This window comes from Paractinoplanes pyxinae (assembly GCF_026626335.1).
GTDB lineage: Bacteria > Actinomycetota > Actinomycetes > Mycobacteriales > Micromonosporaceae > Actinoplanes > Actinoplanes pyxinae.
In genome coordinates, this window is the sequence record NZ_JAPNTZ010000018.1 from 1 (window position 1) to 26,176 (window position 26,176).

Annotated in this window: 19 protein-coding genes and 2 tRNA genes; 7 read left to right on the plus strand and 14 right to left on the minus strand. The window is 66.3% G+C overall.

All coding sequences use genetic code 11. The features are described from left to right. Positions 1-1,299 precede the first annotated feature (1,299 nt). From OWR29_RS38870 to OWR29_RS38890, 5 genes are all read right to left on the minus strand, one after another. Positions 1,300-1,899, minus strand: a complete 600-nt coding sequence (locus OWR29_RS38870) for a DUF1877 family protein (protein ID WP_267568543.1) — start codon at positions 1,897-1,899, stop codon at positions 1,300-1,302. A 227-nt stretch (positions 1,900-2,126) separates the two neighbouring features. Beyond that, positions 2,127-2,211 (minus strand) — tRNA-Ser (locus tag OWR29_RS38875). A gap of 77 nt (positions 2,212-2,288) precedes the next feature. After that, a tRNA-Ser gene (locus tag OWR29_RS38880) sits at positions 2,289-2,380 on the minus strand. A 1,440-nt stretch (positions 2,381-3,820) separates the two neighbouring features. Beyond that, positions 3,821-4,666: an ATP-grasp domain-containing protein gene (locus tag OWR29_RS38885; protein WP_267568545.1), complete on the minus strand. Its 846-nt coding sequence runs from the start codon at positions 4,664-4,666 to the stop codon at positions 3,821-3,823. A gap of 163 nt (positions 4,667-4,829) precedes the next feature. Then, positions 4,830-5,573 carry an HD domain-containing protein gene (locus OWR29_RS38890; RefSeq protein WP_267568547.1) on the minus strand — a complete coding sequence of 248 codons (744 nt, stop codon included), beginning with the start codon at positions 5,571-5,573 and terminating at the stop codon, positions 4,830-4,832. Positions 5,574-5,642: 69 nt separating this feature from the next. On the opposite strand from OWR29_RS38890, the gene OWR29_RS38895 reads away from it, so the two are divergent. Both OWR29_RS38895 and OWR29_RS38900 read left to right on the plus strand, forming a co-directional pair. Next, on the plus strand, positions 5,643-6,608 hold the full coding sequence (locus OWR29_RS38895; RefSeq protein WP_267568549.1) for a LysR family transcriptional regulator: 966 nt from the start codon (positions 5,643-5,645) through the stop codon (positions 6,606-6,608). A 101-nt stretch (positions 6,609-6,709) separates the two neighbouring features. Next, positions 6,710-7,081, plus strand: coding sequence for a hypothetical protein (locus OWR29_RS38900; protein WP_267568550.1), 372 nt, complete (start codon positions 6,710-6,712; stop codon positions 7,079-7,081). Between the two features lie 409 nt (positions 7,082-7,490). Here the strand turns inward: OWR29_RS38900 and OWR29_RS38905 are convergent, their stop codons facing one another. Both OWR29_RS38905 and OWR29_RS38910 read right to left on the minus strand, forming a co-directional pair. Continuing rightward, positions 7,491-8,324, minus strand: a complete 834-nt coding sequence (locus OWR29_RS38905; protein WP_267568552.1) for a DUF2637 domain-containing protein — start codon at positions 8,322-8,324, stop codon at positions 7,491-7,493. After that, positions 8,321-11,059 carry a BTAD domain-containing putative transcriptional regulator gene (locus OWR29_RS38910; protein WP_267568554.1) on the minus strand — a complete coding sequence of 913 codons (2,739 nt, stop codon included), beginning with the start codon at positions 11,057-11,059 and terminating at the stop codon, positions 8,321-8,323. Before OWR29_RS38910 ends, OWR29_RS38905 begins: the two co-directional genes overlap by 4 nt. A 278-nt stretch (positions 11,060-11,337) precedes the next feature. On the opposite strand from OWR29_RS38910, the gene OWR29_RS38915 reads away from it, so the two are divergent. The 3 genes from OWR29_RS38915 to OWR29_RS38925 all read left to right on the plus strand — a co-directional run bounded on the left by OWR29_RS38915 (position 11,338) and on the right by OWR29_RS38925 (position 16,193). Then, positions 11,338-13,089 (plus strand): Hsp70 family protein, encoded by a 1,752-nt coding sequence (locus OWR29_RS38915; RefSeq protein WP_267568556.1) that lies wholly within the window; start codon positions 11,338-11,340, stop codon positions 13,087-13,089. Positions 13,090-13,117: 28 nt separating this feature from the next. After that, positions 13,118-15,001, plus strand: a complete 1,884-nt coding sequence (locus tag OWR29_RS38920) for a hypothetical protein (protein WP_267568557.1) — start codon at positions 13,118-13,120, stop codon at positions 14,999-15,001. A 287-nt stretch (positions 15,002-15,288) separates the two neighbouring features. After that, positions 15,289-16,193 (plus strand): IS5 family transposase gene (locus OWR29_RS38925; protein ID WP_267568558.1). Its coding sequence is split into 2 segments (ribosomal slippage): positions 15,289-16,008 and positions 16,011-16,193, totalling 903 coding nucleotides; the frame shifts between segments, so codons are not numbered across the junction. Positions 16,194-16,304: 111 nt separating this feature from the next. Here OWR29_RS38925 and OWR29_RS38930 read toward each other — a convergent pair. The 5 genes from OWR29_RS38930 to OWR29_RS38950 all read right to left on the minus strand — a co-directional run bounded on the left by OWR29_RS38930 (position 16,305) and on the right by OWR29_RS38950 (position 20,938). Further along, entirely contained in the window at positions 16,305-16,790 is a 486-nt protein-coding gene (locus tag OWR29_RS38930) for a hypothetical protein (protein ID WP_267568559.1), read from the minus strand. Next, a complete protein-coding gene (locus OWR29_RS38935; RefSeq protein WP_267568560.1) occupies positions 16,783-18,162 on the minus strand; it encodes a hypothetical protein in 1,380 nt (459 codons plus the stop codon). Before OWR29_RS38935 ends, OWR29_RS38930 begins: the two co-directional genes overlap by 8 nt. Next, the gene (locus OWR29_RS38940) at positions 18,162-18,500 is read right to left on the minus strand and encodes a hypothetical protein (protein WP_267568561.1); all 339 of its coding nucleotides are present in this window, start codon (positions 18,498-18,500) and stop codon (positions 18,162-18,164) included. The genes OWR29_RS38935 and OWR29_RS38940 overlap by 1 nt, the downstream gene beginning before the upstream one ends. A gap of 371 nt (positions 18,501-18,871) precedes the next feature. Beyond that, positions 18,872-19,255, minus strand: coding sequence for a hypothetical protein (locus OWR29_RS38945; RefSeq protein ID WP_267568562.1), 384 nt, complete (start codon positions 19,253-19,255; stop codon positions 18,872-18,874). A gap of 450 nt (positions 19,256-19,705) precedes the next feature. Continuing rightward, positions 19,706-20,938, minus strand: a complete 1,233-nt coding sequence (locus OWR29_RS38950) for a hypothetical protein (protein ID WP_267568563.1) — start codon at positions 20,936-20,938, stop codon at positions 19,706-19,708. Between the two features lie 2,152 nt (positions 20,939-23,090). Here OWR29_RS38950 and OWR29_RS38955 point away from each other — a divergent pair. Beyond that, entirely contained in the window at positions 23,091-23,468 is a 378-nt protein-coding gene (locus OWR29_RS38955) for a VOC family protein (RefSeq protein ID WP_267568564.1), read from the plus strand. A gap of 221 nt (positions 23,469-23,689) precedes the next feature. On the opposite strand, the gene OWR29_RS38960 is transcribed toward OWR29_RS38955, so the two are convergent. Further along, complete coding sequence (locus tag OWR29_RS38960; RefSeq protein ID WP_267568565.1) at positions 23,690-24,670, minus strand: hypothetical protein; 981 nt, start codon at positions 24,668-24,670, stop codon at positions 23,690-23,692. Positions 24,671-25,031: 361 nt separating this feature from the next. On the opposite strand from OWR29_RS38960, the gene OWR29_RS38965 reads away from it, so the two are divergent. Then, positions 25,032-25,196 carry a hypothetical protein gene (locus OWR29_RS38965; RefSeq protein WP_267568566.1) on the plus strand — a complete coding sequence of 55 codons (165 nt, stop codon included), beginning with the start codon at positions 25,032-25,034 and terminating at the stop codon, positions 25,194-25,196. 16 nt (positions 25,197-25,212) lie between these two features. Here OWR29_RS38965 and OWR29_RS38970 read toward each other — a convergent pair whose 3' ends face one another. After that, positions 25,213-25,677, minus strand: a complete 465-nt coding sequence (locus OWR29_RS38970) for an AAA family ATPase (RefSeq protein WP_267568567.1) — start codon at positions 25,675-25,677, stop codon at positions 25,213-25,215. Between the last annotated feature and the right edge of the window lie 499 nt (positions 25,678-26,176).

Genomic DNA, 26,176 nt, shown 5'->3' on the forward strand with positions numbered 1-26,176 from the left:
ATGAGTCAGAGGATTGGCGCGGCGGAGTACGGGTGTACCGAAATCCGCATCGGCGGCTTTGCGAGCAGACCGATGATCTCGTCACGGAGTTCGTCGGCCATAGCATGCAGGAGCGGGACCTCGCTCCTCGTGACTTCCGGCCGAACCAGCCTCAGCACACCAGCTCTCGCCGCTCTTTTGATTCGACGTCCGTACGAAGGCGTCACGATCCACAGCGGTGGGTACACGCCTTACGATCTACGGCATTCGATCACCGAGAATCAAGGGGGTGAGCGTGATGGGGGACGGCCTGCCGGCGCCCTGGAATAAGCCGCGGCCGTCCGTGTTACACGGTGGCCCTTCGATCTAGACCTGGACGCCGCGCCGGTACGCCATTGGGCGGATCACGTGCTGGTCTCGTGGCAGACGCCGTCCCCGATTGTCGAAGACATTCTGCTGGTGATCACCGAGTTAACCCAGAACGTCATCCAGCACACCGAGTAGAGCGGCGAAGCTTCCCTCACCTGTCATGAGAGTGCCGTTCTGGTCGAGGTTGCTGATCGCTGTCCTCATCTAGCGCAGCTACGCGACCCGGATCCACGGCGCGTCGGAGGCCGGAGCCTGCTGATCGTTGCCACTCTCGCCCACAGCTGAGGCGCCCACCCGGCAGCACCGGGTGGCAAGGTCGTCTGGGCGCGCATCCGCACGTCGCCGGATGACGACCACTGACGGCTCGACCCAAGGTCCTGATCGCTCGTACTCGATCACCTTCAGCCGTACTCGCGGATGGACAGATCCGGCATCCTCGCGATGCCCTTACTCAGGGCAGGCTGGCCACGTCGCGGTAGAAGGTGCTGATGTGACGGATGACCGCTTCGGTTGTCCACGGTTGAGAATGCACGCTTAGACAGGCAGGCCCGGTAGCGCGGCAAGGCGATCACGAGAAGTACAGGTTTGTAGTTTCGAGTGCCTGCGGACGCAAGCTCCGGGACGAGCAGTTCGTCCGCATTTCCGTTTCGCCGGCAGGTTACTGCGGCGCCGTTGCACGCCAGAGGGCGCCGCGGAGTCCTGGCGATAACTCGGTGCCGGCCAACTGCACCCGTGGGACCCTCTCCAGGCGGCTGGATCTGATTGTCGATGACGGTGACCCGTGGCGTCCAGGTCCAGCTGCCGGGTACGCGCCACGCCTTTTGGGTGCCCCTACAGGTCGTCGGCCTAGACGGTTAGCGGCCGTTCCGGCGTCGGTCGGCAATGAGTCGGCCTTGGGCTGGTAATAGCCGGCGAGCGGGCCACGCTGCCCCCTTCCGAGTCGCGGGCTCCTTAATCAAGACGGAACACGAGGTCGAGGCCCTGTCCGGAGACCTGGTGGCAAAGGTTCGCGAAGTCGCGGAGGTAGCCGAGGATCTCTGTGAAGTTCTCCTCGTCGTCTTCGTCGGGGTGGTCTGCCTTGTACACCCCTTGCTCGCACATGTCGGCGACGGAAAACTCTCGGCGGACGGCGGCGACGTCGAGGGCGTCGATGGTGTGCGCTGTTCGCTTGAGTGAGGCGGACCTTGAGCATCGCCAGCTGCATCTTTCGAGGGTGACCCCTTCGCGCGCGAAGGGTTCGTCACCGCGGGTCATCCGGTAGGCAGGGCTGCGTTCGCGTTTCTCCCAGGTGTGTATGGCCCGGTAGGAGGCGGGGTTGAGCAGGTACTCGGCTTTGGCGAACGATCGGCCGCCGAGAACTTCGGTCCAGCGGCACTGGGCCGACACCACCTCAAGAAGCTGATAGCTGATGTCTGGGAGGACTTCGTCGCCGAAGCGCGGTCCGAACGGCGGATATTCTTCGGCAGTCGAAAACAGCGCCATGTCGGCGCGGATCGCGCGGACGGGTTCGGCGTCAAGCGGCACGATGAGGCAACTCATGTCGAGGCCCATGGCCGGCACCTTTCGTTGAGGTCGGCTGTTTCTGGATCGAATGTCGCTGGTGTCCTGTCGGAATCCCGTAGACGCCTGCGCCTGAGTGGGCTGGCAGCGGGATTTCTGCTCAGCGGAGGAGGTGGGATTCGAACCCACGGGGCTCTGGGTGAGCCCGCGCTGTTTCCGGCAGCGCTTCCGTGACCGGGCCGGCTCCTCCATGAAGCCATCGTGCTTATAGCTGTACGCGGAGACGGAGCGAGTCGAACGCTCACGGGCTTTCGCCCCAACGGTTTTCGGGACCGCGGCCGGCACCAATCGGCTGGCGCCTCCATGACGTGAAACTGACCGGATGTGGAAGCCACTCCCCTCAACGCAGGTATCGATACCGCGCAAATGCGGCGGCAGAGCGGAGAGCGAGGGATTCGAACCCCCGGCAAGAGCGATGCCCTTGCTGCGGATTAGCGGTCCGCTGCCTTCAACCAGACTCGGCCAGCTCTCCGGGAAATTTGCGGAGGGGATCGCTCGTCTCACATCGGCGTCGCGGGAGTCTGCGAAGTGTTCGAGAGACGAGCGTGAGCAATGCGGTGGCGGCCCGTCGCGAGCATTTCTATTCCTTGACGCGAAAGTCCATTCGGCCGCTATCGAGTGTTGCGACTCAGCGTGCTGGCTGCTCAGCGATTCGACTGGAGCCACGCATGGCTGCTCGACTGCACAGCAGCGTGCGCTGCCCGTCGAGCGTGGCCCATGACAACATTGGCGCTCCAAAATGTAAGTCGATCGTTGCTTCAGCGTAGAGACCCGCATCGCGCTGAGCAACGTCTTATTCGTCCACACGTGGGTGACTCGACTTACTTGGTGCATCGCCAAGCCGGCCACCTCGCTCGAGGCGGATAAGAGGCGCGGGACCTTGGCTTGCCCGGCTTGGGCGGTCCTAGGAGGCACCCACGGTATGGGTGAGCCCTGTTCCGTTCCTGCCCCGGCCAGAATGAGCGGGATGATCGAGAGGATGCGTACCAGCGCGCCGTCGCCCTGGACGCCGAGCGTGGCGTTGGTCGCGCGAAAGGCTCCGCCGGTACGGTCGTGACGACCAGTCCGGCGCGGCCGTGAATCGGGCCAGGCAATGCCGGACGATCGTGTGCCGGGACACCGCGCCGGGATGAGATTGAACGGGTACTTCAACATCCGTTTGGTGGAGGTGCGGTCGAGGTCGCTAGTTGTCCCGGCGTTACCGGCTCGGAAGGCCGCCACGACGACGCTGACGTCCACGGACGCGTCCATGCTCGTACAGTGCCGGCGACACGAGCGACGACAGCCGGAGGCGTCATCTCGTTTGAAATCATTTGAAGGGCTGTACTCCGCGGTCTGCTGTACGTCCAGATCGCAGCTGCGACGCGGTGTTCAAGGGCCAGGCCCCGTGGTGCTGCTGGGTAGCGGCAGCGTTGGGGCTATCCGGTACGTCGCGCCAGTTGAGTCTCGTCGGGGGTCGTCAGGTCGTCGGCCTCGCAGCCAATCCGACTCGCCGTGTCGGCGCGGCAGCTGCGTTAACGGTTCGGCGGCGCCGACTATTCAAGCTGGGCTCCGGCTGCGACAGTCGCCGCCGTGACGGTGTTCAGGTTCCGAGTCACCGGTGTGTTCCGGTTGAGCGGACGGCCCTGGTTGGCCGTGACGGGTAGCGTGTTGCAGGGTGAGGCTCGCGTCGGCACCGTGCTTCGCGACGTCACCACGGACGAGACGTTCGAGCTGCTGGGCATCGACATGGCCTGTCCCCGTCCCCGGCGCGTATCTCACGACGTAGGGCTTTTGGTTGCACCGGCTGTAGCACCGTTAGCGGTACCCGGGAGCATCTGGGTTGCTGACATCCCCATACAAGCGCCTGACCTCCAGTAGCGCGGCGCTGCGGGGATGTCCAGTGCTCAGTTCAGTGCGACCTCCGCCGGGGCTAAGCGTGCGAGACGGCGGTGATCAGTGCCTCGGCGGGTGTGCTGCTGGGCCGGTCGCTGACTTGCCCGTCGCCGAGTTCGATGACGCGCCAGGTGCCGTTGCTGCGGGCAGCGAGGTCCACTGTCACGAACGGCAGGCCGAGCGCGGCGACCGCCCCGGTGAGCGAGGCGATGGACAGGTCAGCCACCGGATGCTGATCAGCGGTGTCGGGGTGAGCGGTTACCAGCCGGCAGGTTCCGTCGATCCACCAGGTGCGCGCTTCGGCCCCGGTGAACTCCTCGAAGCGGCGCAGGACGAACCCGCCGGTGAAGTCGGCGCCGCGTAGTTCGCGCAGTCGTCGGGCGACCGACCAGGCGGCGTCGCGGTCGGCCAGGTCAGGGATGTAGGTGGCTTCGTGCCAGTAGTGCTTCTCCGATTTGGTGTAGTCGCGGATGATTGCGGGACCAGGGCCGAGCGCAGCGCGGGCCTTGTCGAAGTCCTCACGGTCGGCGCCGCTGGTCCAGACCGATGCGGGCGTGAACGGCTCAAGCAGGTCATACCAGCCGGGCAGTTCATGCCCGCGGCGATACTGCTCAGAGCTGGTGCGCAGCCGCACACCCCGGCCGGCCAGGGCCGCGGCGAAGCCTGCGTACGCGGTGGCGCTCAGCATCCATCCGCGGTAGACCGCCGTGTCGCAGTCGTCCGGAACCTGGGCGAGCGCGTGGGCTGTGTTCCCGGCCGCGAGAGCGTCGTGGTCGACCAGCCCGAGCTGATACCCCAGCACGCGGGCGGCCTCGGCTTCGGCGGCGAAGTGGTCGTCGGCGCGTCGCCGGTGAATCACGTCGTACGGCACGAGCAGCATCATGACCGGCATTCTCCTTTGCTCAGCAGGATCGGCACAGGTATGTCGAGATGCCTGCGGCCAGCTTGCCGCGCGCAGCCACCAACTCACGGCAGTGTTCCGGCCTGGTGTCGGGATTCGCCCCCACCAGGCCGGCTGCGAGCATCGGTACGGCTGGCTGGCTTGCTCACGCAGTGAGGATGGCGGCGAAGCGCCGCTGCGCAAGGTCGAGCTGTCCTCGGATGTGGTCCTTGACGTCCCCCGGCAGCGGAGTGTCCGGGCGATCGAGCAGTCCTCGCAGGACCGGCAGAGCGGCGTCGTACTTGGCAGCGGATCGGGTCACCAGCGGCCCGACGGTGTGGATGAGGCCGACGCCGTTGTCGGTGAAGTCGGACAGCTTAATGACCCGGGCCCACGGCTCGCCGCTGAGGGCGTGGGCGAGGTGGCCGGTGTAGTGGCGGATCCGGTCGGTCCCGTCGGGCCGAGGCGGCATGGTCACCGCGCCGACCAGGCGGGCCACGCCGGGGTTGTAGCGGTCCGCGATGGCCGTGAGTGCCTGCCGTGCCGGGGGCGGTCCGTGCCTGGTGATCCCGGTGATCGTCCAGGCCTGGTCCTCGACGGCGTCGTGCAGCAGACCGGCGATCAGGACGTCCGGGTCGGTGACCCGGTAGTGGCACAGCAGGCGCAGCGTCACCCGCCAGAGGTGGTTGACGTAGGGTTCGCGGGTGCGCCCCTGGCCGGCGTGCAGCTGGGCCGCCCACCCGGCCGCGTCGGCGACCGTGCCCCGGTGCTCGGCGGGCAGCCGGTCAAGTTCGAGCGTGAACCGGCGGCGCAGACCCGGCTCGCCGTGAACCTCTGTGACGGCGTGCAACGGCATCACCCGCAGCTGCGCGGCCGATACCTGTGGCTGGTGTCCCTCGATGAATGTCATAGATCGATGATCTCCGCTGCCGATCTCCATGTGAACTATGAAGTGGCGCAGGGCTCATAGGGTTGTTCTATGACCGGTGTGCGGGTGTCGTCGGATGCGCTGGCCGCGTTGGTGGTTTTCGCCGATCACCTCAACCTGACCCGCGCCGCGGAGCAGTTGCACATCAGCCAGCCGTCGCTGTCGTCGAAGCTGGCGAACCTGGCGCGTCAGCTCGACTGCACGCTGTATCAGCGCACCGGCAACAAGCTGCAGCTCACCGCGGACGGTGAGCGCATCGCCGCGTTCGCCCGCGAACATCAGCAACGCCTGGAGGTGTTTCTGGACGACCTGCACGGCGTCCCGGACACTCAGCCGCTGGTGACCGCGGCCGGGCACACCGCCTACCTGTATCTGCTGGGCCCGACCATCCGCCGCATGCTCACCGAACGGCCCGGCAGTATCCGGCCGCTGCACACCAACCGGCAGCAGATGCAGGCCGCTCTGCGCACCGGACGGGCACACCTGGGAGTGTTCAGCCTGCATGTGCGCCCGGCCGACCTGGCCACCGTCAAGCTGGCAACGTTTCCTCAGACGCTACTCATGCCTTCCGGCCATCGGCTGGCCCGGCGCACGAGGCTGCGGCTGCGCGACCTGGCCGGCAGCGAACTGATCGTGCCGCCGCCGGCCCGCCCGCACCGGATCAACCTCGAACGCGCCCTCACCGAGGCCGACGTTGCGTGGAGGGTCGCTGTGGAAGCCGAAGGACTTCCGATGACCCTTGACTTCGCCGCCCTCGGCGTGGGGCTGGCGGTGGTGGCCGGCTGCGTGCAACCGGCTGCCGGACTCGTGACCCGGCCGATCGTCGATCTGCCGCGCGTCACGTTCCATGCCGTGCACCGCCCCGGCGCCCTCGACGATCCTCGGATCGCCGCGCTGCTCGCCTCCATCCAGTCGAACATCCCGGCCACGGCACGGCCGCACCGTTCCACGTCCGCCGGCTCTCAGGAGCGCACCGAAGGCCAGCCGCCCAGGCCAGTGATCCGTCGCAACCGCTGAGCAGTCAACGAGGACGCCCCTGCCCTAGCCTGACCGGATGGCTGACAAGAACGTCCCTGACAAGGTGGCTGCACGCCAGCGCATGGTGATCAGTTTTCCGCATGCGTCAGGACGCAATCATCGTCGATCCGGACCGGTTCATCGCCGCCGCCCGCCGCGCCTATCTCGCGAATAACCCGCAAGCCTGCGCGCAGGAGGCGCGGCAAGCTGTCACGGACGTCCGCGACGCCGCGTACGCGCTGATCGAGCGGTACGGGGCGTTGACATCTGACCATCCGGACGTCGCATCCGACGATGATCGACCGCGAACGCACGGCGGCACCGGCTTGCTGCCTGACGTCCTCGTTACCGATCGCCCGGACGGGCTGTCACCGGCCGGCAGTCTCGGTGTGATCGAGCTGGACGTAGTAAGCCTGCAGAGCTTCGGCTGCTTCCTGCCCGACGTTGACGACCTGTTCCGCAGCAGGCCCTGATGCAAGAAGGGCGAGGCTCCGCGCTGCTGCGATGGCTTGGCTGGAACGCGGTGCTGCGTTTGACGGATGCGCTGAAGCCGGCCGGAACCGCCAACCGGTGGACCGATGGCTGGGCGGCCTGTGCATCCTATGGCGCGTTTGCGACGACGAACCGATCAAGATTGAGAAGGGCCACCCGGCCGCGTCCAGCATTGCGGCCGGGGAGGGTGAGCTCACCCAGCAAGTCAGCGGACGGCGGCTTTTCGTGTGGGGAGAACCGCGCGAATAGAAACCACCGCCCGCCCTCATCGTACCTGCAGCATCGGCGGCCCTGCCGGACACGCCCTGAGCCCGGTCGCCTGTACGTCAGAGAAGCAATGTGGGTCTTTGTGCACGGTGGCCGCCCGGACAGGAAGGCCGGCAGGCCTCCTCATGCCGAGGGCGCAGTGGATGCGAATCGGTGATTGTGGGCGTCGGTGTAGCGGCGCGCGGCGCGCCGTCCCGTCCCGGTGTTGTCGTTGCTGCGACCGGCGGCACGGGCCAGATCGGCGCCGGATAGGCGGCGCCCGGTTGCGGTGGCACGTAGCCACACCTCATACATCGCGCGGTCCTGCTCGCTGACCGGCTGGTAGAGGCCCGCTTGCAGTGTCTGCCCTGTCGGAAGCTCGAGCACCGCCGTCTGCGCTGCGGCGACGGGCGTCGCCGGCTGCTGAGGGTGGGCGCGATGGGTTCTGTCCGTTCGAGTCCGACCCGGAGCGGGGACGGGCTGCGTCGGCCGCGATGGCTGCGTAGATTCTGGTCCGGTGGCGCTGTGCTGCGCAGTTGGCTTCTGCGTCGGATCGGTGGGGCACGGGATCGGCGGTGGTGGCCCGGTGCGCTGCACCCGGACGTTCAGCTCCACCAGGCAGATGCTGGCGACGATGACCAGTCCGTCAACCGACAGGGGTAGCAGGTAGGGCGAGGCTCCGGTTTCGCCGTACCGGGCGGCGACGCTGACCATGTGCCAGTACGACACCCACGCGGCGATGCCGGCGACCAGGGCGGTGGCGCAGATGCGCACGGCGGCCAAGCCCCGGCTAGAGGCCGGAATCCGGGAGATGAGTTCGACGGTCAGCAGCAGCGCGATCGGCGGCCATCCGGCGATGGCCTGGCTGACCGGGTTGTCTCGCGCGTGCAGCACGTTGGCCGCGATGGAGACGGTCACGCCGAGCCCGAGGGTGGCGCGCACAGCCCATCGCATCGCGGTGTACGGGCGGGCGGTCATGGCGTGTCCTGCGTCAGCTGCAGGTGCTGGGCCAATGCCAGCGTTTCGGCCGACGGTGTTTCGTCGATATCGTCGAGTGCCTGGCGCAGCTGCTGCAGCAGCTCGCGGGCGGCTCTGGTGTCACCTATGCCGGCCAGAGCCTGCAGGGCGCGCCGGGCCGTGTTCTCGTCAGCGGGTGCCAGTTCGGCAGCGGCTCGCAGCAGGCCGGCGGCACCGGCCGGGTCGTGCACGGCGACGAGTTCGGCGAGGGCTTGGCGGGCCTGGATGGCTTGCTGACGGACGTGTTCGCGGTAGCGGCCGATCCAGGGGTAGTCGAAACCGTCGGCGAGTGTTCCGGCACCGGCGTCGACGGCCAGCTGCAGCAGGCTGATCCGTTCGGTGGCGTCGGCGGTTTTGGCGCTACGGAGCGCGTCGTGCAGCTGCCACAGGTCGATGTCCACCACAGCGGGGTCGAGGTGGTAGCGGCCGCCGGTGTTGACGACAGGCTGGATGGTGGTGTCGCCGCCGGCGTGCCGGATGCGGCGGCGCAGGTCGGCGACTTCGGTTGACAGCCGTTGTGTGGCTCGCCGTAGCGTGGCGGTGGGCCAGATCGCCTCCATGATGTCGGGCAGGTTGGCGCCACTGCGGTGCACGGCGAGATAGACCAGCATCTCCCGGGCGTGGAAGCGCAGACCGGTGACGGTGTCGCCGCTGCGGTCGTAGATGGCGGGGGCGCCCAGCAGCTGGATACGTACGGCGGTGGTTTCCTGCGGCCCGGCTGGCGATGCGGTGGAGGTCGGCCGGTCGATCACCGAGACGGTCGGGGCGGCCGTGTCGTGCTGCTGGCTGTCGGTGCGCGAGTCGGCCGCTGAGTGTGTCGCCGGCTTGTGGGCCGGTTCGACGTCAGCGCCGGGCTCCTTGCTACGGGCGTCGCCGATGGCGTCGAGCAGCTGCAGGGCGGTCGGCACGTCGAGGAGCGGCAGGTTCCCGCTTGCGGTCGCGCCGTCTGCGTCGACGGCGGTGGTTCGGCCGGGTGGCCAGTCGCCGACTAGCAGGGTCCGAAGGCGCAGTCCCGCCCCAAGCAGCATCGTGTTGGACAGCCGGGCATGTAGGTTTTCCGGCGGGGTGCAGGCCAGCAGGAGGACAGCTGGCATCGGCGGGTGGCCGGGCCCGGATTGGCGCAGGGCGTCGACGTCGTCGACGCCGTGGTCCTGCAGAATGCGTCGCCGCTCGATCAGGATGTGGTCGACTGTGCTGAGTGCGCTGATCAGGTCGTCGGTGACGGTGAGCCGGACGGCGGAGCTGAGACGCTGCAGGTGGTTGCCGAGCAGCTGGGTCAGGGTGGCGCTGGTGGTGATGACCTGCTCGCGGGCATCGGGGTCGTCGTGAGCGCCCGAAGTCAGGGATGCGACCAGGACGGCGCGGGCAGCTGCCTCGGCACCGGGCCCGGCCAGAGCGTGCCCGATGCAGGGGTCGTCGTGGCTAGTATCGGCGATCCGGGGACCGGTGGGTGCGGCCGGTGCGTCACCTTCTGCCGTGGCGGGGTGCTTTGCGGGTGCAGCCGTGCCTGGGTGCTGCGGCGCGGGGACGGCGTCATTGTCGTTGCGTCGGCTTCGGCTTGGTGCGGTCGGCGGCGCTGGTACTTCCGGCTGCGGTCGCGTCACGGCAGGCGTGCTGGATGACCGCCGCCGGCGCACGGAGCGCCGCCGCCATAGCCCTGCGGCGAGTGCGGTAAGGGCGGCCGCCAGGGCTCCGGTGCCCCAGCCGCCGGGCGGGGGCGGCCCATCGCCGCTTGTGTCAGGCGCTGGGGCATCGGTGCTCGCCGGCTCGCTCGCCGGCGACGGGGTGTGCCCACCGGTGCTGGGAGGGCTGGCCGGGGTGCGCTGCGCCGGTGTCGGCGCCGGAGCGCGGTTGTGGCTGCCGGGGTCGGGCCGGGATTTGGCAGGCGGTGCCGGCTGATGCGGCAGGCGCAGCTGCCATCCGGGGTAGATCACGTCCGGGTTGCTCAGAGTCCCCCCAATCTCGGGGAAGTGCCGGTTGCGGTTGAGGGTGAAGATGGCGGGCCAGCGGTCGGCGTCGCCCAATTGCCGCGCGGCGATGGCGGACAGGGTGTCTCCGCGGCGCACCACGACCCTGTTGTACTGGTCTTGGGCCGCTGCTGCGAAACGATGCTGGCCAGCTGATTGCGGCGCACGGTGCGCGGGTTGCCCCGTCCGGCCGGCAGCAGCAGCGAAGTCCGGCGAGCTGGCGTCTGTCGCCGACGCAACTGGTGCGGCGTGCGCTGCCGCGCCCGTTGCGGCAGTCGTCACAGCGGCCGCCCCGATCAGCGTCGCGGCGAGGCCTTGCAGCGGTGTCGGCAGCCGCGTGACGATGGTGCTCCACGAACGGCGCCGGGCGCGAGCGGCGCCAGCGAGCACGACGGTTACGGCGATCAACGCCCAGCACAGCCATGCAGCGGATCGGGCCGTACCGGCCGCGTACCGCGGGTCGAAGGGAGCGTCGAGCCACGACTGCAGCTGCGCGAGGGTCGGTATGCGCTCCGGCACAGGACTGCCGGCGACAACGAGCAGCACGCCGGGCACTGCCGCGAACACCGTCAGCGTGCGCAGGCCGATACGGATGGCGGTATGGAAGGTCCGCATAGCGCCCCCATTTCCGGTCAGTTGTTGACATCGCTCAAGTACGAGGCCGCGCTTGCCGGCCATGTCGATGCCCGCGAGTCTGCCCACCGGCATCGACTGCTCGACCGTAGGCATCAGGACCCGCTGCGCTCAGCGCACCGCAGCTCACAGTCGCTGACAAAACCTCACAACAGCTGGCGGCTCTGACCGGCCAGCGTGCAACTCTGAAGGCAGCGCCAGCTGGTTCACGCTGACCAGGGGCACCACGCCGGACGGCCAGATTGGTCGCAAGCGCGATGGTGTTCGCGCCGTGAATCGCTGCTTCACTGTCCGGCGTGAATCCGTGGCTGACGATCGACTACGGGGCCGCGCACACGCGTGCCGCCCTGACGTGGCCGGACGGAACCGGGATGATGCTGCCGTTCGGCGGGGCGGGTGAGTTGTCCAGTGCCGTGCATGTCGCCGGTTCTATTGTGCTGATCGGCGCGGCGGCGTGGCAGCAGGCCGGAATTGAGCCGGACGGCTTCGTTGTCAGTCCGCTGCGGGCCGGGACCGGCCAGGTGCGTGCCGGCGGGCGCGATGTCGAGGTCGCCGATCTGGTCACGGCGACGCTGCGCCACGTCGGCGCCGAGGCCGCGCAGGTCACCGGTGAGCCGATCAGTCAGGTGCGGCTGGTCGTGCCGTCCGGTTGGGGACCGCAGCGCCGCAATTGGCTGCGGCGCGCCGCCGGCAACGCCGGATTGCCGGTGATCGCCGTGGTGGCGGCACCTGTTGCGGCGCTGCACGCCGTGGCCGGAGCATCGCGGCCCGGTCAGGTGGTGCTGGTCATTGACGTCGGCAACGGCTGCGAGACGACGGTGCTGCAATACGACGCGGATGGCCTTTCCGTGCTGTCTGTGCTCACTGATCCGGATGCCGGTGGCAATCGGATCGATCAAGCGCTGCTCGCCGCGACCGGCGCGGGCTCGCTTGACGATCTGCCTGTACCGCAACGCTGGCCGGCGCTCGCCGCGGTCCGCACGGCGCAGCAGGCGCTCGAGCACCATCCTGCGGTGACGGTGCCTTTGCCCGGCGGGCAGCCGCCTGCGGCGGTCAGCGTTGCGCTGCTGCGTGAGGTAGCGCAGCCGACAGCTGAGCGGGTGGCCACGCTGGCCACCGAAGCTCTGGGCAATGCCGACCTAAGCGTGGACCGGGTGCACGCGGTGTACGCCATCGGCGGCGCCTGCCCGCCGCTGGTCGACGTGGTCGCCGCCAAGCTCGGCGCTCTGCCGCAGGTGCTGGATCGCCCGGCATCAGCGGCTGTCCTCGGCGCGGCCCAGGTGACCTCGGTACCGGCACGCGACGTGCGGGCGCCGGCGCTGCCGCCGCTGCGACGGCTGGTCAGTCTGAGCCTGCCCGCCCTGGTATCGCTGGTGCTGTACGCCCATTTCGTGTTCTCGGCCGAGTTCTACAACGGCACACCACAGTCTCCCCGGCCGTATTTCTACGTGCTGGCCGCCTGGGGTGAGCTCACCGTAGCTTCGGTTCTCGCCGTGGTCGCCTTGCTGCAGGCGGCTCCCGTGCTCACCGCCGTCCGCCACGAGCAGCAGGCGGCGCGGAGCGGCGGGGACCGACTGCCTAACCAATCCCTGACCTCCGGCTTGGGTGCGGCCATCGCCGGCGGCGTGGCGGTGGCCAGTCTGTACGCGGTGGTCGCAGCCGTGTACATGGGTCAGCCGACAACCGCCCTGCTGAAGTGGGCGCTGGTGCCGGTTCTGCCGGTCACGGCCGCCGCGCTGGTCCTGCTGGCTCTGGTGTGGCGCCACCGGCGCCCACCCGAGCGCGGCTGGGATCCGCTGCTGAGCTTCCCGGTCAGCTCCGTGCTCGCCGGTGCGGCCGGCAGCGCCGCGCTGGCGCTGTCCTGGCACGGTCGCCTGTCGGCGCTGGACGGCTGGTCGGATCTGCTCGCCGCCGCCGGGGCGTTGCTGGTCGCGGTGGCGCTGGCCTGCACCGTGACCCGCCACGCGGGGCTTCGGGTGGCGGTCTCGGTCCTGCTGAGCCTGCTACTTCTCATCATTTCCCGGGCCGGGCCCAGCGTGCCGGCCGTCGTCTACGCGGTGGCTGTCGCCGCGTGGTGGGCGCAGCGGGCCTGGACGGTCCTGCGTCTGCCGGTCGTGCCCGGCTGATGATGGCGGCGAGGCGGGCGCAGCGGTGATGCGCTGGACGCGCAGGCTGGCTCACGCGCTCATCGTCCTGGCCGTCGTCGCCGGCCCGCCGGTGGCCGTGGGCTGGTGGCTGGCACATCACAACCTGAATGGGTTGGCGCAGCTGCGTACCTGGCGTGAGCAGCCGCTGACACCGGCCACGGTCGTCGCTGCGGTTCTGGCGGTCGCTGCGATGGGCTGGCTGACTTTTGCGCTGGTGGTGCTGCGCCAGACCGGACGGCGGTTGCGAGCGCGATGGACGCGACTGCGGCAGATGTCGATACCGGGCCCGGCGCAGGTGACCGCCACCTCGATGGCCGGCCTGGCCGCGTTCACCGTGCCGGCACCAGACACCGGTGCCGCCGGCATTCCCCCGGTGGCCGACTCTGGCCGCTTGCCACCAGCGGCCGGTGCCGGCCAGCCCCATGACAGCGGTGATACGCAGCCGGCATCGTCGGCCGGGATCGCCTTGCCCGGAGGCGGATGGATCCCCGAACGAACCGCAGTCGTCGTCGCCGCGGTGGCCGCCGCCGTGTGGTGGCAGCGCCGGCGCGCCTACCGGCCAGGCCCACCACGCTCCAGCAGCCATCTGGACGATCCTGATTTGCAGCCCTTGCCGCAGACGGCCGACACGGTCATCGCAGCCCTCAACGATCCCCCGGCCGCCGTAACACCGCCACAGGGCATGCCGCAGCTACTGGACGACTTCCCCGACCGGCTGCGCCTGAGCGGTCCCGGCGCGTATGCCGCCGCGCGGGGCGTGCTGGTCAGTGCCGCGCTGCACGCCACCTCAGGCCGGCGGCCACCGCGGCGGATCGCTATAAGCCGAGACGACCTCCGGCTGCTCCTGCCGGATCATGATCCAGCGTCGCTGGCTGCCTACGGTATCGACGTCACCGACGCGCCGCCGGACGGTGCGGGCCGGAAAAACGGCTCAGAGCGGCCCGAGCAGGCGCGGACAGTCTTGGTCATAGTCGGCGGCGAAGCAGCCGGTGAAGGCTGGACCGTCGCGACCGACGGTCATGTCGTGGCCGACGGTGTGAACGCACGGATGTGCGTACTCGAGCAGCACGCGGCCCGCGAGCTGCTCACGCTCATTGACCAGGTTCGCCCCGGCGACTTCGCGGCGGCTCTGAGTGCGCCCCCGATCATGGCCCCGGCAGCCACCGCCGGGCCCTCGCCTGGGCACCTTGCCCTACTCGGTAGCTGTCAGCTCAGCGTCAACGGGCAGCCGGTAGCGTTGCGCCGCACCGCGGGGCGTCAGGTTCTCGCCTATCTCGCTGTGCATACCGTCGGCGCGACCAGCGCTGAACTCACCCGCGCCATCTGGCCGGGCCTTCCATCGGAGTCGATCACCGGCAGGCTGTACACCACCCTGAGCGAGTTGAAACGGCAGTTGCATCCGCTGCTGGGCGGTGATCCGGTCGACCGCCGCGACGACCGCTACCTGCTGAACACCCGCGTCATCGGCAGCGACCTTGCCGCTGTGCGCGACGCCATCGCCATGGCCGCCCGGGCCACTACCGTGGACGAATGCCGGGCTGCGGCTGCAGCAGTGTCGGCGGCGTACCGCGGTGAGCTGGCCGCCGGCCACGTGTGGCCGTGGATTCACCCGTTGCGCGAAGCGCTACGCCGAGAGGTGATCGACGCGTTCCTCGCGCTAGGGGCACGCGGTGATTCCGCTGACAGCAACGCATTCCTAGCGGCAGCGCTGAACATCGATCCGCACAATCTCGAGTTGCGCCGGCGTCTAGAGCGCAGCCAGCGCGTCGCGCCGGCGCCCGGCCACGAACGACGGGAGGCGCCGGACGCGAAGATGATCGTCCGCCCTTCGCAGCACCGCACCGGCAACGGCGGTGCCGACTGCTCCAGTGAGCTGGGTGAAGGCGAATGAGCGGCTTCGCCGTCGCCACAGGTCGGTGCATAGCTAGTAGGACTCTCTTGGTGTACCGCGTCAGCTTGGCTTCGTTCGCGAGTTTGGGCACCAGATGTCGCTGCGTCCGGCACCACCGAGATCTCGCCTTTATCGATGTTCGCGAGCTCGGGCTCCACTCTGATCTAGGTCGCGTTTCATAAGTGGTCGAGGTCGAGGTTGAGATCGCGGCGTGGCGGTGATCGATAGACGAAGAGGTCTCCGGTAAGTGGTTCAGCGACCAAGCAGAACTTCATACCGGAGACCTCGTGGCCAGCCTAGCGGCGGCGAGGCGGCACGACCTGACCGACTCACAGTGGCAGCGACTGGTGGCGTTGCTACCCGCCGAGCCGGGCCGGGGCAGGCCGCCCAAGTGGAGCAAACGGCAGATCATCGACGGCATCCGGTGGCGGGTGCGCACGGGATCGCCGTGGCGTGACGTGCCTGCGGCCTACGCGCCGTGGCAAACCCTGTATCGGTGGTTCCGCCGCTGGCAGCGCGACGGCACCTGGGTCAGGATCCTGGCCGGGCTGCAACAAGCCGCGGACGCGGCAGGGCGGATCGGCTGGACTGTCAGCGTGGACTCCACGACAAGCCGTGCCCACCAGCACGCCGCCGGAGCTCGCCGCGATGGTGACCGGCAGAAGGAACCGCCCGGCGGGCTCATGCACGAGCCCGCCGATCACGCACTGGGCCGGTCCCGCGGCGGGTGGGGCACCAAAACGCACCTGGTCTGCGAGCAAGGCCGTAAAGTCCTGGCCGCCGTCGTGACCGCAGGCCACCGCAACGACAGTCCGCAGCTGCCGGTCGTGCTCAGCCGTATCGCCGTGGCCCGCGTCGGCGCCGGTCATCCCCGCAAACGGCCGGACCTGGTCCTGGCCGACCGGGCTTACACCTCTCGCGCCAACCGGGCCTACCTGCGCCGGCGCGGGATCCGAGCCTGCATCCCCAGCAAAACCGACCAGGACGCCCACCGCCGAGCCCAAGGCTCTCCCGCGGCGGACGCCCAATCGTCATCGACCCCGCCCTCTACCGCCTGCGTCACGCCGTCGAGTGCGGCATCAACCAGCTCAAACACCACCGAGCGATGGCCACCCGCTACGACAAACTCGCCGTCCGCTTCGAAGCCACCCTCACCATCGCCGCCATCAACCAATGGCTCAGGGCTTTATGAAACGCGACCTAGACCCGTCTACGCATCATCAGCCGGCCTGCCATTCGCGCACGGTGACGAGTGTGAGACAAGGCGCGCCTTGTCTGCAGAAAAAAGCACACGCGATTCGGCTCAGCCGCCGATCACGTCCAGCCATAGCGTCCGGCTCGCCGGGTCGAGCAGGATCGTGCCGCTGTACTTGGCGGTGCGGACCTTCTGGGTGAAGGCGTCGCTTTCCCGCCAAGCCGCTGCGGCCGGCGCGAAGGGCTGCAGTTGCGTGGTCAGGTCAGGGGCGCCGGTCGCGGGTTGGAACTGGTAGTCCTTCTGGGCCGCTGCCACCAGGTCGGGCGTGAGCACGATCAGTGCCTGGATGCGGACGTCGGTCGGACCGGGAACTCCGCCGCTGTCCGCGCCGGCCGCGGCGCCCTGCCAGTGCAGGTCGGTGGGAGCGCCGAGAGCGGGGAACCGTTTGGTGATCGGTTCGGCGTCGGTCCGTACGGCGGCTGGGCTCACGGTGGTGGTCCTCCCCGAGGGGTCTTGGTCGTTGTTGCCACCGGTGCAGGCGGAAACCGCCAACAGCAGTGCTCCGGCGGCGAAGATGGCGCGCCGGTCAGCCATCGCCGCGCCCGTCGTTACGGTCCTCGCCGGCGGAGACGCCTCGCTCCGGGCCGCTACCGTCGGTGACATCGGGCGGCGCCGCGTCGCCCACGGTCCAGGTGATGGTCCGCTCGATCTCACCGTTGGTCTCGAAACCTTTCGCCCAGCCCAGTGTGGAGAAGCGGCCGTTGTCGTTATCGGGCGCACCGGTGGCGATGTCCGCGGCGCCGGCGTTGAAGTTGTACATGTCTTCCGCGTGCACCTTTATCTTCATGGTGATCTGGTTGCCGTTCACCTCGACGTCGGAGGTCCCGTAGATCTGGTGGTCGCCCAACGCCTTCTGCCAGTTCTCGGTAGACGGGTAGCCGCCGAGGTCGTTGACCGAGCGTGGGTCACCGGTCATCTGGAAACCGGTCTGCCCAGTCTCTCGATAGATCCGTTCGGCCTCCGAGCGGGCCAGCGCGATCTCCTGATCGACGGAGCTGCGAATGTTCGGATCCTCCTTGTACGCCTCGTCGTAGTCCACCGTCACCGCAGTGCCACTGGCGTCGAGATAGTGGGCGTACAACGCGGTGGCGTCGTCAAGATCGGAACGGGCGATGCGTCCCCCGAGCAGCTTCGCCTTCCATTCGGCGTACGACGCGTAGTCGCCGGCGGTCGGCTCGGCGTTCGGGTCATACGGGAAATCGTCGTCGAACGTGAAATCCGGCTTGGTCGGTGGCCCGACGTGGTACTTGCCACCCTCGTCCTGCAGGCCCGGCGTTTGCGCCACGATCTTCGCGCTCAGTGCCGAGTTGGCCAGGAAGTCCGGCAGGATCTTGTATGCCGAGGCCAGGCGCGCCACCGCGTCGGCACGGGCCTCGCTCTCGATCCGGATCGCGTCGTCGTAGGCGCCAGTCGCCTGGTACCACAGCGCGTCGGCCTGTTCGCGCACCTCGTCGATCTTGCTGTGCTGGCCGACCTCGATCAGCCAATCCAAGGCGCCGGTGGTGCTGCGCAGGTCGTTCCACTGCCGCAGCGCATCGGAGAAACGAACCACCAGCGATTGGGTCTTCGCTATCGAGGAGATCAGCGACTTCAGCTGCGCCTCGGCGGCGACCCCGTCTGCCACCAACGCCTTCGCCATGGCCTGCGCCTGCGCATAGTCGGTGATCGCCGGGCCGGCCTTGTCGAACCCGTCGTGCAGGCCCTCGACCAGGTCGACCGTCTCCCGTAATCGCTGCTCGTACAGCGTCGCCGCGTCCGAATGCCACTCGACCTTGCCCTGCAGACCGGACAGCGTCGGCATCGCCTGAGCGATGATCCCCTTGGTGCGCAGGAACTCCTCGCCGACCGCGTCGACGAAGTCAGGCCGCATCTTCTCGATGTATTCGACGTCGTCGTGGTAAGCCATCACTGTGTCCGCTGGTCTGCCGGCTGGAACGTCGACCCAGTCAGCAACGACGTGAAGTCTTCGGCTACCGCATCGTCGGTCGTGCCGTACCCGACCGCCGAGTCCTGCACCCGGGTGGCCAGCGCGGACAGCAACGCCACGACGTCCTGATACTGATCATGGGCGAACTCACCGAACCTACGCATCGCCGTCGACACATCCGAATGACTCGCCGGATCCTTGGCCCAGTCCAGCAGGAACAGATCTAACTGACCGGCCTGCAGATCGTGCGCCAGGTCGTGCAGCGTCCCCGCCGCACCAGTGAGCGAATCGGGAACGGCTTCGACCTCCCCCGCCATCTGCAGCCCCCTCCGTCGGCCGTTCAGCGTAACGAGCACAGTCAACGACTGAACCCATACGTCGTTGCCGATCGCCGGCGTGGATCAGTCAGCGCAGCAGATCACCGACGTTGACTCCGCCGGAAGTACACCTGCCAGCGAGTTTGCCACTACTTTCGATTTAAGCCCCTTCGTGGTGACGATCCGACGCCGATCCACGACGGCCCCCTGGCCTTTCGTCTCGGGTGGACGCCGGCGATCTGCTGATCACGCCATACGACGATGTCGGTGCCAGACGCGCAAGACCGCTCGACTCGATTAGCGCTCGGAACGCGGCATGTGAGGGCATCAGGGCTGCGGGCTGGGAAAACTTCCCGAGGCGGTCGGAATAGTTAGGTGCGATCGCGCGGCTGTCTCGCGGCGAGGCCCATGTAATGACCCGGTGGTTCGTGGATCCCATAGTGTCGCCAGAGTTCTTGGCGGCGTTCGGTCGCCCAGCGCACTTCGTAGTCCGGGCCACCGTCCTCGCTTCGGAGCGTTCCGTCGAGGATCTCGGGCAGGAGAGCGAAGGGTGGGTAGTCTTCCTCGATCTCGACCGTCCCGTCTGCCCAAGTGAACAGGAGCCAGCAACCGACCTGCCTAACCAAGAACAGATTCCTGGATGGCGCGGTTTGAAACGCCAACCAACCGGCCACCTTGCCGTCACGCACCAGTTCGGCGATCGCGCCGTCGAGGACCGCCAGTCGTGCGCTCAGGTCGCGATTGTCTTCACCCACCGGCTCATCGTGTCACGGCAACATCCTCAGCTCGGCATTTCCCACCTCGCGCGGGACAGCACAGGTTGCACAGACCGTGACGGCCCTGTCGGCCCGCGAGCTCGATCAGCGGCAGATCCGGATGTTCGATTGAGACGTTATGGAGGATCGGGATCGTTGTGTGACGACTACTCGCAGGCCAGCGACTATCGTCCCCGTCGACGGTCCCCGCTCGCGTTGACGCCCAGCCGGCCGGCGTGGGCTCGATCAAGCTCGGCAGGGTCAAGGTTTCGACCATTAAAAACCGCCGCCTCGCGATCGCCAGTTGACTCATCTTTCCGTGAGCACCCATAGCCACGCGCCGCCGACACCCTAATTGACGCGCGGCGATCACGGGTAGCCATGATGAAAAATGATCTGGGCCCGGATGGCTTCGGCGATCGGGGTACCGTAATCGACTTACGAGTAAGATCAGCTCAGCAGGGCGTCGATGAGCGCCATGAAATCGCTCAAGATGGACCATAGAGTTATCGCAGCCGCAGCTATCACCGAGGCGAGATCGGCGAGATCATCCGGCAGGTCGAGGAGGGCGCCCGGACCCTGAAGCAGGGAGATGATCAGCGCGGCTCCGCTGAACACGCTCCCGATCCTTGATCGGGCTCCTGGCTCGTCCCTGGCCGCCGTAGCCCGGCCAATCGGCTCAGCGAATTCAGGCTGCCATCGGGTCAGGAGAGCATCACACCGCTGCTCGATGCCCCGCAATGTGTCAGTCAGCAACGCTGTGGGCAGCGACGGTGCATTCTCCGCTTGAGTGGCGGCGCACCGGAAGAAGAAGCTCAGGTCCGAGAGGACGGACGCCGCCTGTCCAACGTCGGCGGGCGGCCAAGCGAGACCTTGAGCAGATGCGGCAGAGTCGATCCCTTCTGCCAGGGATTGCAGCGCACTTGCTGGCTGATCGTTTAAGACGAAGGCCGGTAGTCGGTCCAGGTTAGGTCGAGAGACGAGCAGGCCGCGGACACCAAGACGGAGCGCGTCGATGATGTCGCGGGCGGCTTCCCCGTGCACGTTGCGCAACTCAGGATCGTTGAGGGTCCGAGCCCTATCTTCAACAACAGCCATCTCTGGTAGCAGCGACCTCAGCGGCGCTTCGCGGTCCCAGACAACGTGGGGAAGGCTCCCTAGGCTCGCCGCATCGTCGGCGCTGGTCGCGTCCGACTGATCCGCCGGCTCTTTCCAGACGTCCTGGGTGAACCGAACGACGTGCCCGACAGCTTCGTCGAGGTGACCGGAGGGGACGGCTCGGCTGGGACCAGCCTCAGCGGAGACACCCGCAGGCCCGCCGGCATGACCCGCAAGTGCTTCAGCAAGGCGTTCCACCGCATGGGTCAGCTCATCCAACCGAAGACCGGCCCTGTAAATGGACTCCAAGCCGAGCCGGGCTTCCAGCAGCGTCCCGATGACTTCCCTGCGGCCGGTACCGTCGGACGCTTCACTGATCTGATCGAGGGCTACCGTGAGTCGCCTCGAGGTTTCATCGAGCCGACCTTGCTCCGCGGCGACCGTATCATTTGCGTTTCTCAAGCTCAATGCGACTTCGCCAGCATTTGAAGAGTCTCGCGACATGTCTGGCTCCCCGGGTTCCGAACCGTCATGAGGGAAGAATTTAAGACCGAACTCATCGATACCAACGGCGTCGTCGGCCAATTTTTCTGTAAAGTCAAAGGAGTGAGGGAAGTCGTCACTCTCATTTGCTCGAAAAGATCATGAATACCTGGCCCGCCGAAGCCTGCATCGACATCATGGACTACAAGTGACGCCCCGGCTAGATGAGCCGCCGCCTCAACACCTGAACGTAACCGTCAGGACGTAGCCCGTTCCAAACGCCACACCAACTGGCATCAGCACGGTCACGTGCACTTTCTCCGGCAGATCCGCGCGTGGGCGTACCGAGTGGTTTGATGATCGCTTGCACTCTGCGTGAGTGGACTCTTGAAGAACCATCGGCGGAGTTGGACCGCGGTTCACTTGAGGCAGCTAACTGTCCACCAACGACCGAAGGTCCGTGCATGTCGGTCAATTAGGTCGACATGAATCAACTGGTCAAACGTGAACGTTCCGTGGCGCTCGGTTCGCGGCAAATGAGCGGACGCCTAGAACCCTCGTGCATCGCCGCTGGTCGGCGACTACGCTCGTGTGGCACCCCGGGCAAAGGCGGATGGGAAAGTCCGTTACCAGCACTCCTGTGCTGACGACCGCAAGGTATGAGCCGGCTCGAGTCCGATAGCCCGGGGCGCCCCTTATCCGCGGCAGTTGAGTGAGCCGTACACCTGATCCTTAACTAGGGCGCACGTGAATTATCGCTCTAATTCTTAGCCGATTGTGCTGCGAGAATAGACTGGATGGGACCACACATGGATGGATTACCCCGTCCTCCTCTACCGAGCGGACGTCGACATTTGGGTTACCAACCAAGCTTCTGCAATGCCCGTCGCCAGCATGGTCGAGACGCTATGGGCCGTTGGCGGGTCGTCGGCCTTGGTGGAAACTGCGTCGGTGTCTCTGGCTCCCGCCGGTTTCGCCACCGGGTCGCAAATTCCTCGAGAGCCATGAAATCGTCCTCGTAGACCTGACCCCCGCCGCAGCACTGCTCACAGTTCTGTCGACGATTGATGTTTCCTTTACAAGCCGGACACACGACTATCTTGTTAGACACGGCACCAGCCTCTCCCATCAAGCACCCGGGATAGGAGTATCCCCAGACCGCCGCCTGCATCAACATGTCGTACCTCTATGAAGTGAAATCTACGCTGTAGTCCAAGGCGATCGAGTGAGAGAATCCCGGTCGGAGCTGCCTCGTGTTGCGTTACGCACCTTCAGCGGTTGACGCACGGTCGGCGGTATGACAGCGCCCAGAAAGTCCCCCGTGCATCGGCGCTGGCCGGCAGCTAACCTGGTGCGGCGCGCCGGGCAAAGGCGGGTGGAAATTCCGTGCCAGCAGTCCTATGCTGACGACCGCGAGGTATGAGCCGGTTCGAGTACGGTAGCCCGGCGCGCCTTATATGCAGCAGATGAACACGTCCCTAGGCGCCGGTGGGCTGCGCTTGGAACCATCAGGGCGAATGGTCCGGAAAAGGATTGGGGTCTCGCGGCTCAAAGAGTGCGCCATCGTTCCCTCGTCGCCAGGTGTGGCCGGCCTCATCCTGGAACTGAATCCACGGTACGAGCTTGTTGTTGGCATACTCGCCCTGGTAACGGTATGAACCGGAGCCTCCGACGGAATATCCGCCCAAGGGCATCCTAATATGCGTCGCGCCGGGCGGGATCACTCCGATCGCCCTGTCGGGCATCCCTTCTGGACCCTCAGGAGCGTGTGCGATACACGCGTACACACAGCCGTGACTGTTGTTCACCACAACGAGATGCCCTGACCTCTCATCATCCCCCGGGCCGTAAAAGAAGTTGCCGCCGTCGACGGGTGCGTTCATGGCGGCCATCGACCACCGTGGCGGAAGGACCAAGGTTCTCAACGAGGTAGTAGGTGATCCGCTCAGCCTGCGCGCGCCTATCGCTCTCGAGCGCACCACGGCGAGCCTCTGCCGTCCGTCGTCTCTCAAGTAGCAGTGATGCGACGACCGCTCCGAAAGCGAGCATGCCGCCGACTCCTGCGATCCAGTCAGGCACGCTTCCCCAGTCAGATTTCATGTCCTGATTGTGGAGCAAAGTGCAAACAGGAAACTATATCGCGTCCGAGGCGGTCTACTGACGCTCAGCCGCCTGCAATAGAACCGAGCGCGGATCGCGGCAGTTGAGTGCGCGACCTGATGCGGCCGACAGAGGACATCTACGCTATCGGGTCATGACGTCGTTCATTCGAAATGTTTCGTTCGACTGCGCTGACCCCTACGCTTTGGCGCAATTCTGGAGCGAGGTGGTCGGCTACCCCGTCCATCGTGACTGTGTTCCAGGAGACCCGGAGGTCTTCATTGAACCGTCGCAGGGTCCGCGGCTGTTCTTTAAAGCCGTTCTCGAGGGCAAGACTGTGAAAAACCGGATCCACGTCTGCCTTCAGCCGGATGATCGAGACCGCGACGAGGAAGCCGATCGCCTCGTTGCGCTAGGCGCAAAGGTTTTCGACGACCATCGGACGCCTGACGGCGATGGCTGGGTTGTTTTGCTCGATCCAGCAGGAAACGAGTTCTGCTTGACTCGCTCAGCCGCAGAACGGAAGCACTGAAGACGCGACGCGGAGTCTGAGCTCTCGTCTCGGCACGGGCGTGTGTCCGGCGTGCCGAGACAGTGACACGGCGATTCGGCCTGCCCGCCGCGCACGATCGGCGGCTGATGAGTAAAGCTGCAGCGTCAGCTCGTACCTAGACCTCACGAGACGATCGCGCGTGCCGATCTCCGACCGCCGTCCGGGCAAGGGGATTGGTAGAAAGTAACAGCACGCGTGCGTCATTTCAGATTTTTGGCAGCGTGCCATTCCTCGACTTTCCTGCGAAGCATTTCTGTTCCGGGGAGCGGTCGAGGCGGAGCCGGATGCTGATTATAGGGCCCCTTTAGTGGTTCTAGCCCAACGCCAGCAGTCTCAGATGGGCTAACGCCGGACTCGGAAGGTGCGTTGCGCGCGTTATTGGCCATTCCGAACAGTACGCCGAGAAGGGCGCCGACCGCCAAAGTGAAGAAGTCAATGGCGTGATCAGCCCAGTACCTAACACGCTCATTCTCGTAGGTTGCACTGAAAACTCCGGTGCCGAGCCTGTCATGTCTCCACTCAACCGCCTGCGATGCATCGGCCTGAAAGGACGAGGGGTAAGCCGAGTCGAGATGCTGCAAGCTATTCCGAGATATGATTTTTACAATCAACGCTCTTCTTTCACGCTCCAAACCATCGTCTTCTCCAAGAAAGGGAGCGGCAAAAGGGTAGCTTATGATGGGCTGACCGTTGCCAATATTCATTGCAAATGAGCGCTTTCCCCACCCCTCTTGTCGGAACCCAAGGCTCCCTGCAAATCGGATCGAAACGAAGTTAGCGTTAGGGTCTTCACCTTCTTGGGGTGCTCCAGGAACGGCAACGTCATAAATGTTGCCTTGGTAAGGTCTCGCGGCATAGGATCCATCGGTTCGATGAGTCCATGCAGTAATGCTTGGACTAACGGCGGACCCACGGGGTAGCTCAGCAACCACGTGACAAGGTAGCTTACCTTTAGTTACAGCGTAAAACTCGAAAAGTGCGAGATAACGATCATTCTCGAGGTTAATTTGAATGGTGGGAGAGACCCCCATGTGCAGGCTCGACCCGTTTGGGCATCTGAAGCCGAAGTAAGCGCGAGGAATTTCTGATCGTTTAGACGGGAAATCGGCAACCATTACAACGGCGGTTAAAGCGGCCGCAGCTGTCACACTTGCCACTAATACAGCCTTAATTGCGCTCAACAGTATGTGTGTCATAGTAGATCGGCTTTCTATTGGCTCGTTTGCAAGACGCTCAACAATAGCCGAATCCCGGACGCAGTCGAAGTCAGGCGGCTCGCTGGTTCGCTATCCACCCGCCTAGCGTACGACGGAACAAGCTGTACGGATCATTTGCAACAGCTAGCTTGACGGACAAGCCAGGCTAGTCCGACTCCGACGACTATCCGCAATGCGCCCGCCCGGCTTCAAGGATGTGAATGAACGGCACACTCACATCGGCAGATCCGTGCACTCGTCCCTGGATGGCTTCACGATCGTTTGCACGTAGCGTGCGCGGCCTTTAGGCGGGCGGTCGCGCCGCCGGGGCGGTCAAGGTGAACTTGTGGCGCTGGTTCTCACGAACATTGCGGCGAGCAGTACCGGCCAAGTGTTGCTGGAGTTCGCCAACATCTGGTGCCCGAACTTGCGAACAGGCCACCAGCTCGCCGCTCGTCAGCAGAGTGCGAGGCAGCGGCAGGGTTCGGCGGCCGTGTCGCTGCTGCTTTGAAGGCACCACCGGCTGCCTAGACGCCGTCTCGCGCTGTCTTGTGCGAGCGGTAGACCTGGTATTGCTGGCGGATTTCTTGCTCACCGATCGATCGGCGTCCCCGCTGCGCGTCTCGGGCGATGCACGTTTCGACATCGATATCAGTCATGTCCCACACCACCGGTTCAGCGTCGCAGCGTGCCGCCAGCTCACGCACCGCTTCCAGGTAGTGAGGCAAAAGGTAGGGATCGTCGCACACCACATCGATGCCCGATCGCAAGAGCGCCTCGATCGCCGCATTTACCACCAACTGCTCGCGCTTGGCGAAGTCCGAACTGTAGGTTGCAGGTCCACCGGTCAGGGCGTGCGGGTGCAGCATCGCAGCGATCTGGTCGGAGCCCACCCGGGCCCGGCGTTGCGGATCCTGGGCGACCCAGGACATCGCCCGTGTCGTTTTGCCCGCGCCGGGAAGGCCGCGCGTGATGATGAGCGTCCGGCTCATGCAGATTCTCCGACGGTTAGCAAGCGAGGAGAGCTACCCGGCAGGACGTGATTGGTCCTGCCATTGGCGGTCGTGTCCCGGCTTGCCGCGCCGGATGGGATCGCGTGAGCGGCGGGATCGGTCCGTGGAACGCTTGCGGCGATGTGGAGGGGCGGAGTCGTGCATGACGGCTGCAAACCTGACGATGGATTTCCTGGCGGTGCCGCCGGACGCCCCCTGCGGCGACCGTGGCCGTGGCCGGCTATGTGCTTCACGTCGTTGACGCTGACGGGCGCCTGGCGGACGGATCTAGATAGCAGTCTCGAAGAGATGCACCGGAAGGGGGCGCGAGTTCAACGTCTACCCACCAACGAAAAAGGGACTCCAGTGCGCGCCGCCTGAGGGCGGTGAGGGGTATCGGTGCCTGATCTGGACGCTGCTGTAGCTGCAATTGTCGTCGTCGAAGTGTTGATGGCGGCGCAGGTGACGGTTACGACCGCGTGCAGCCCAGCGCCGACCA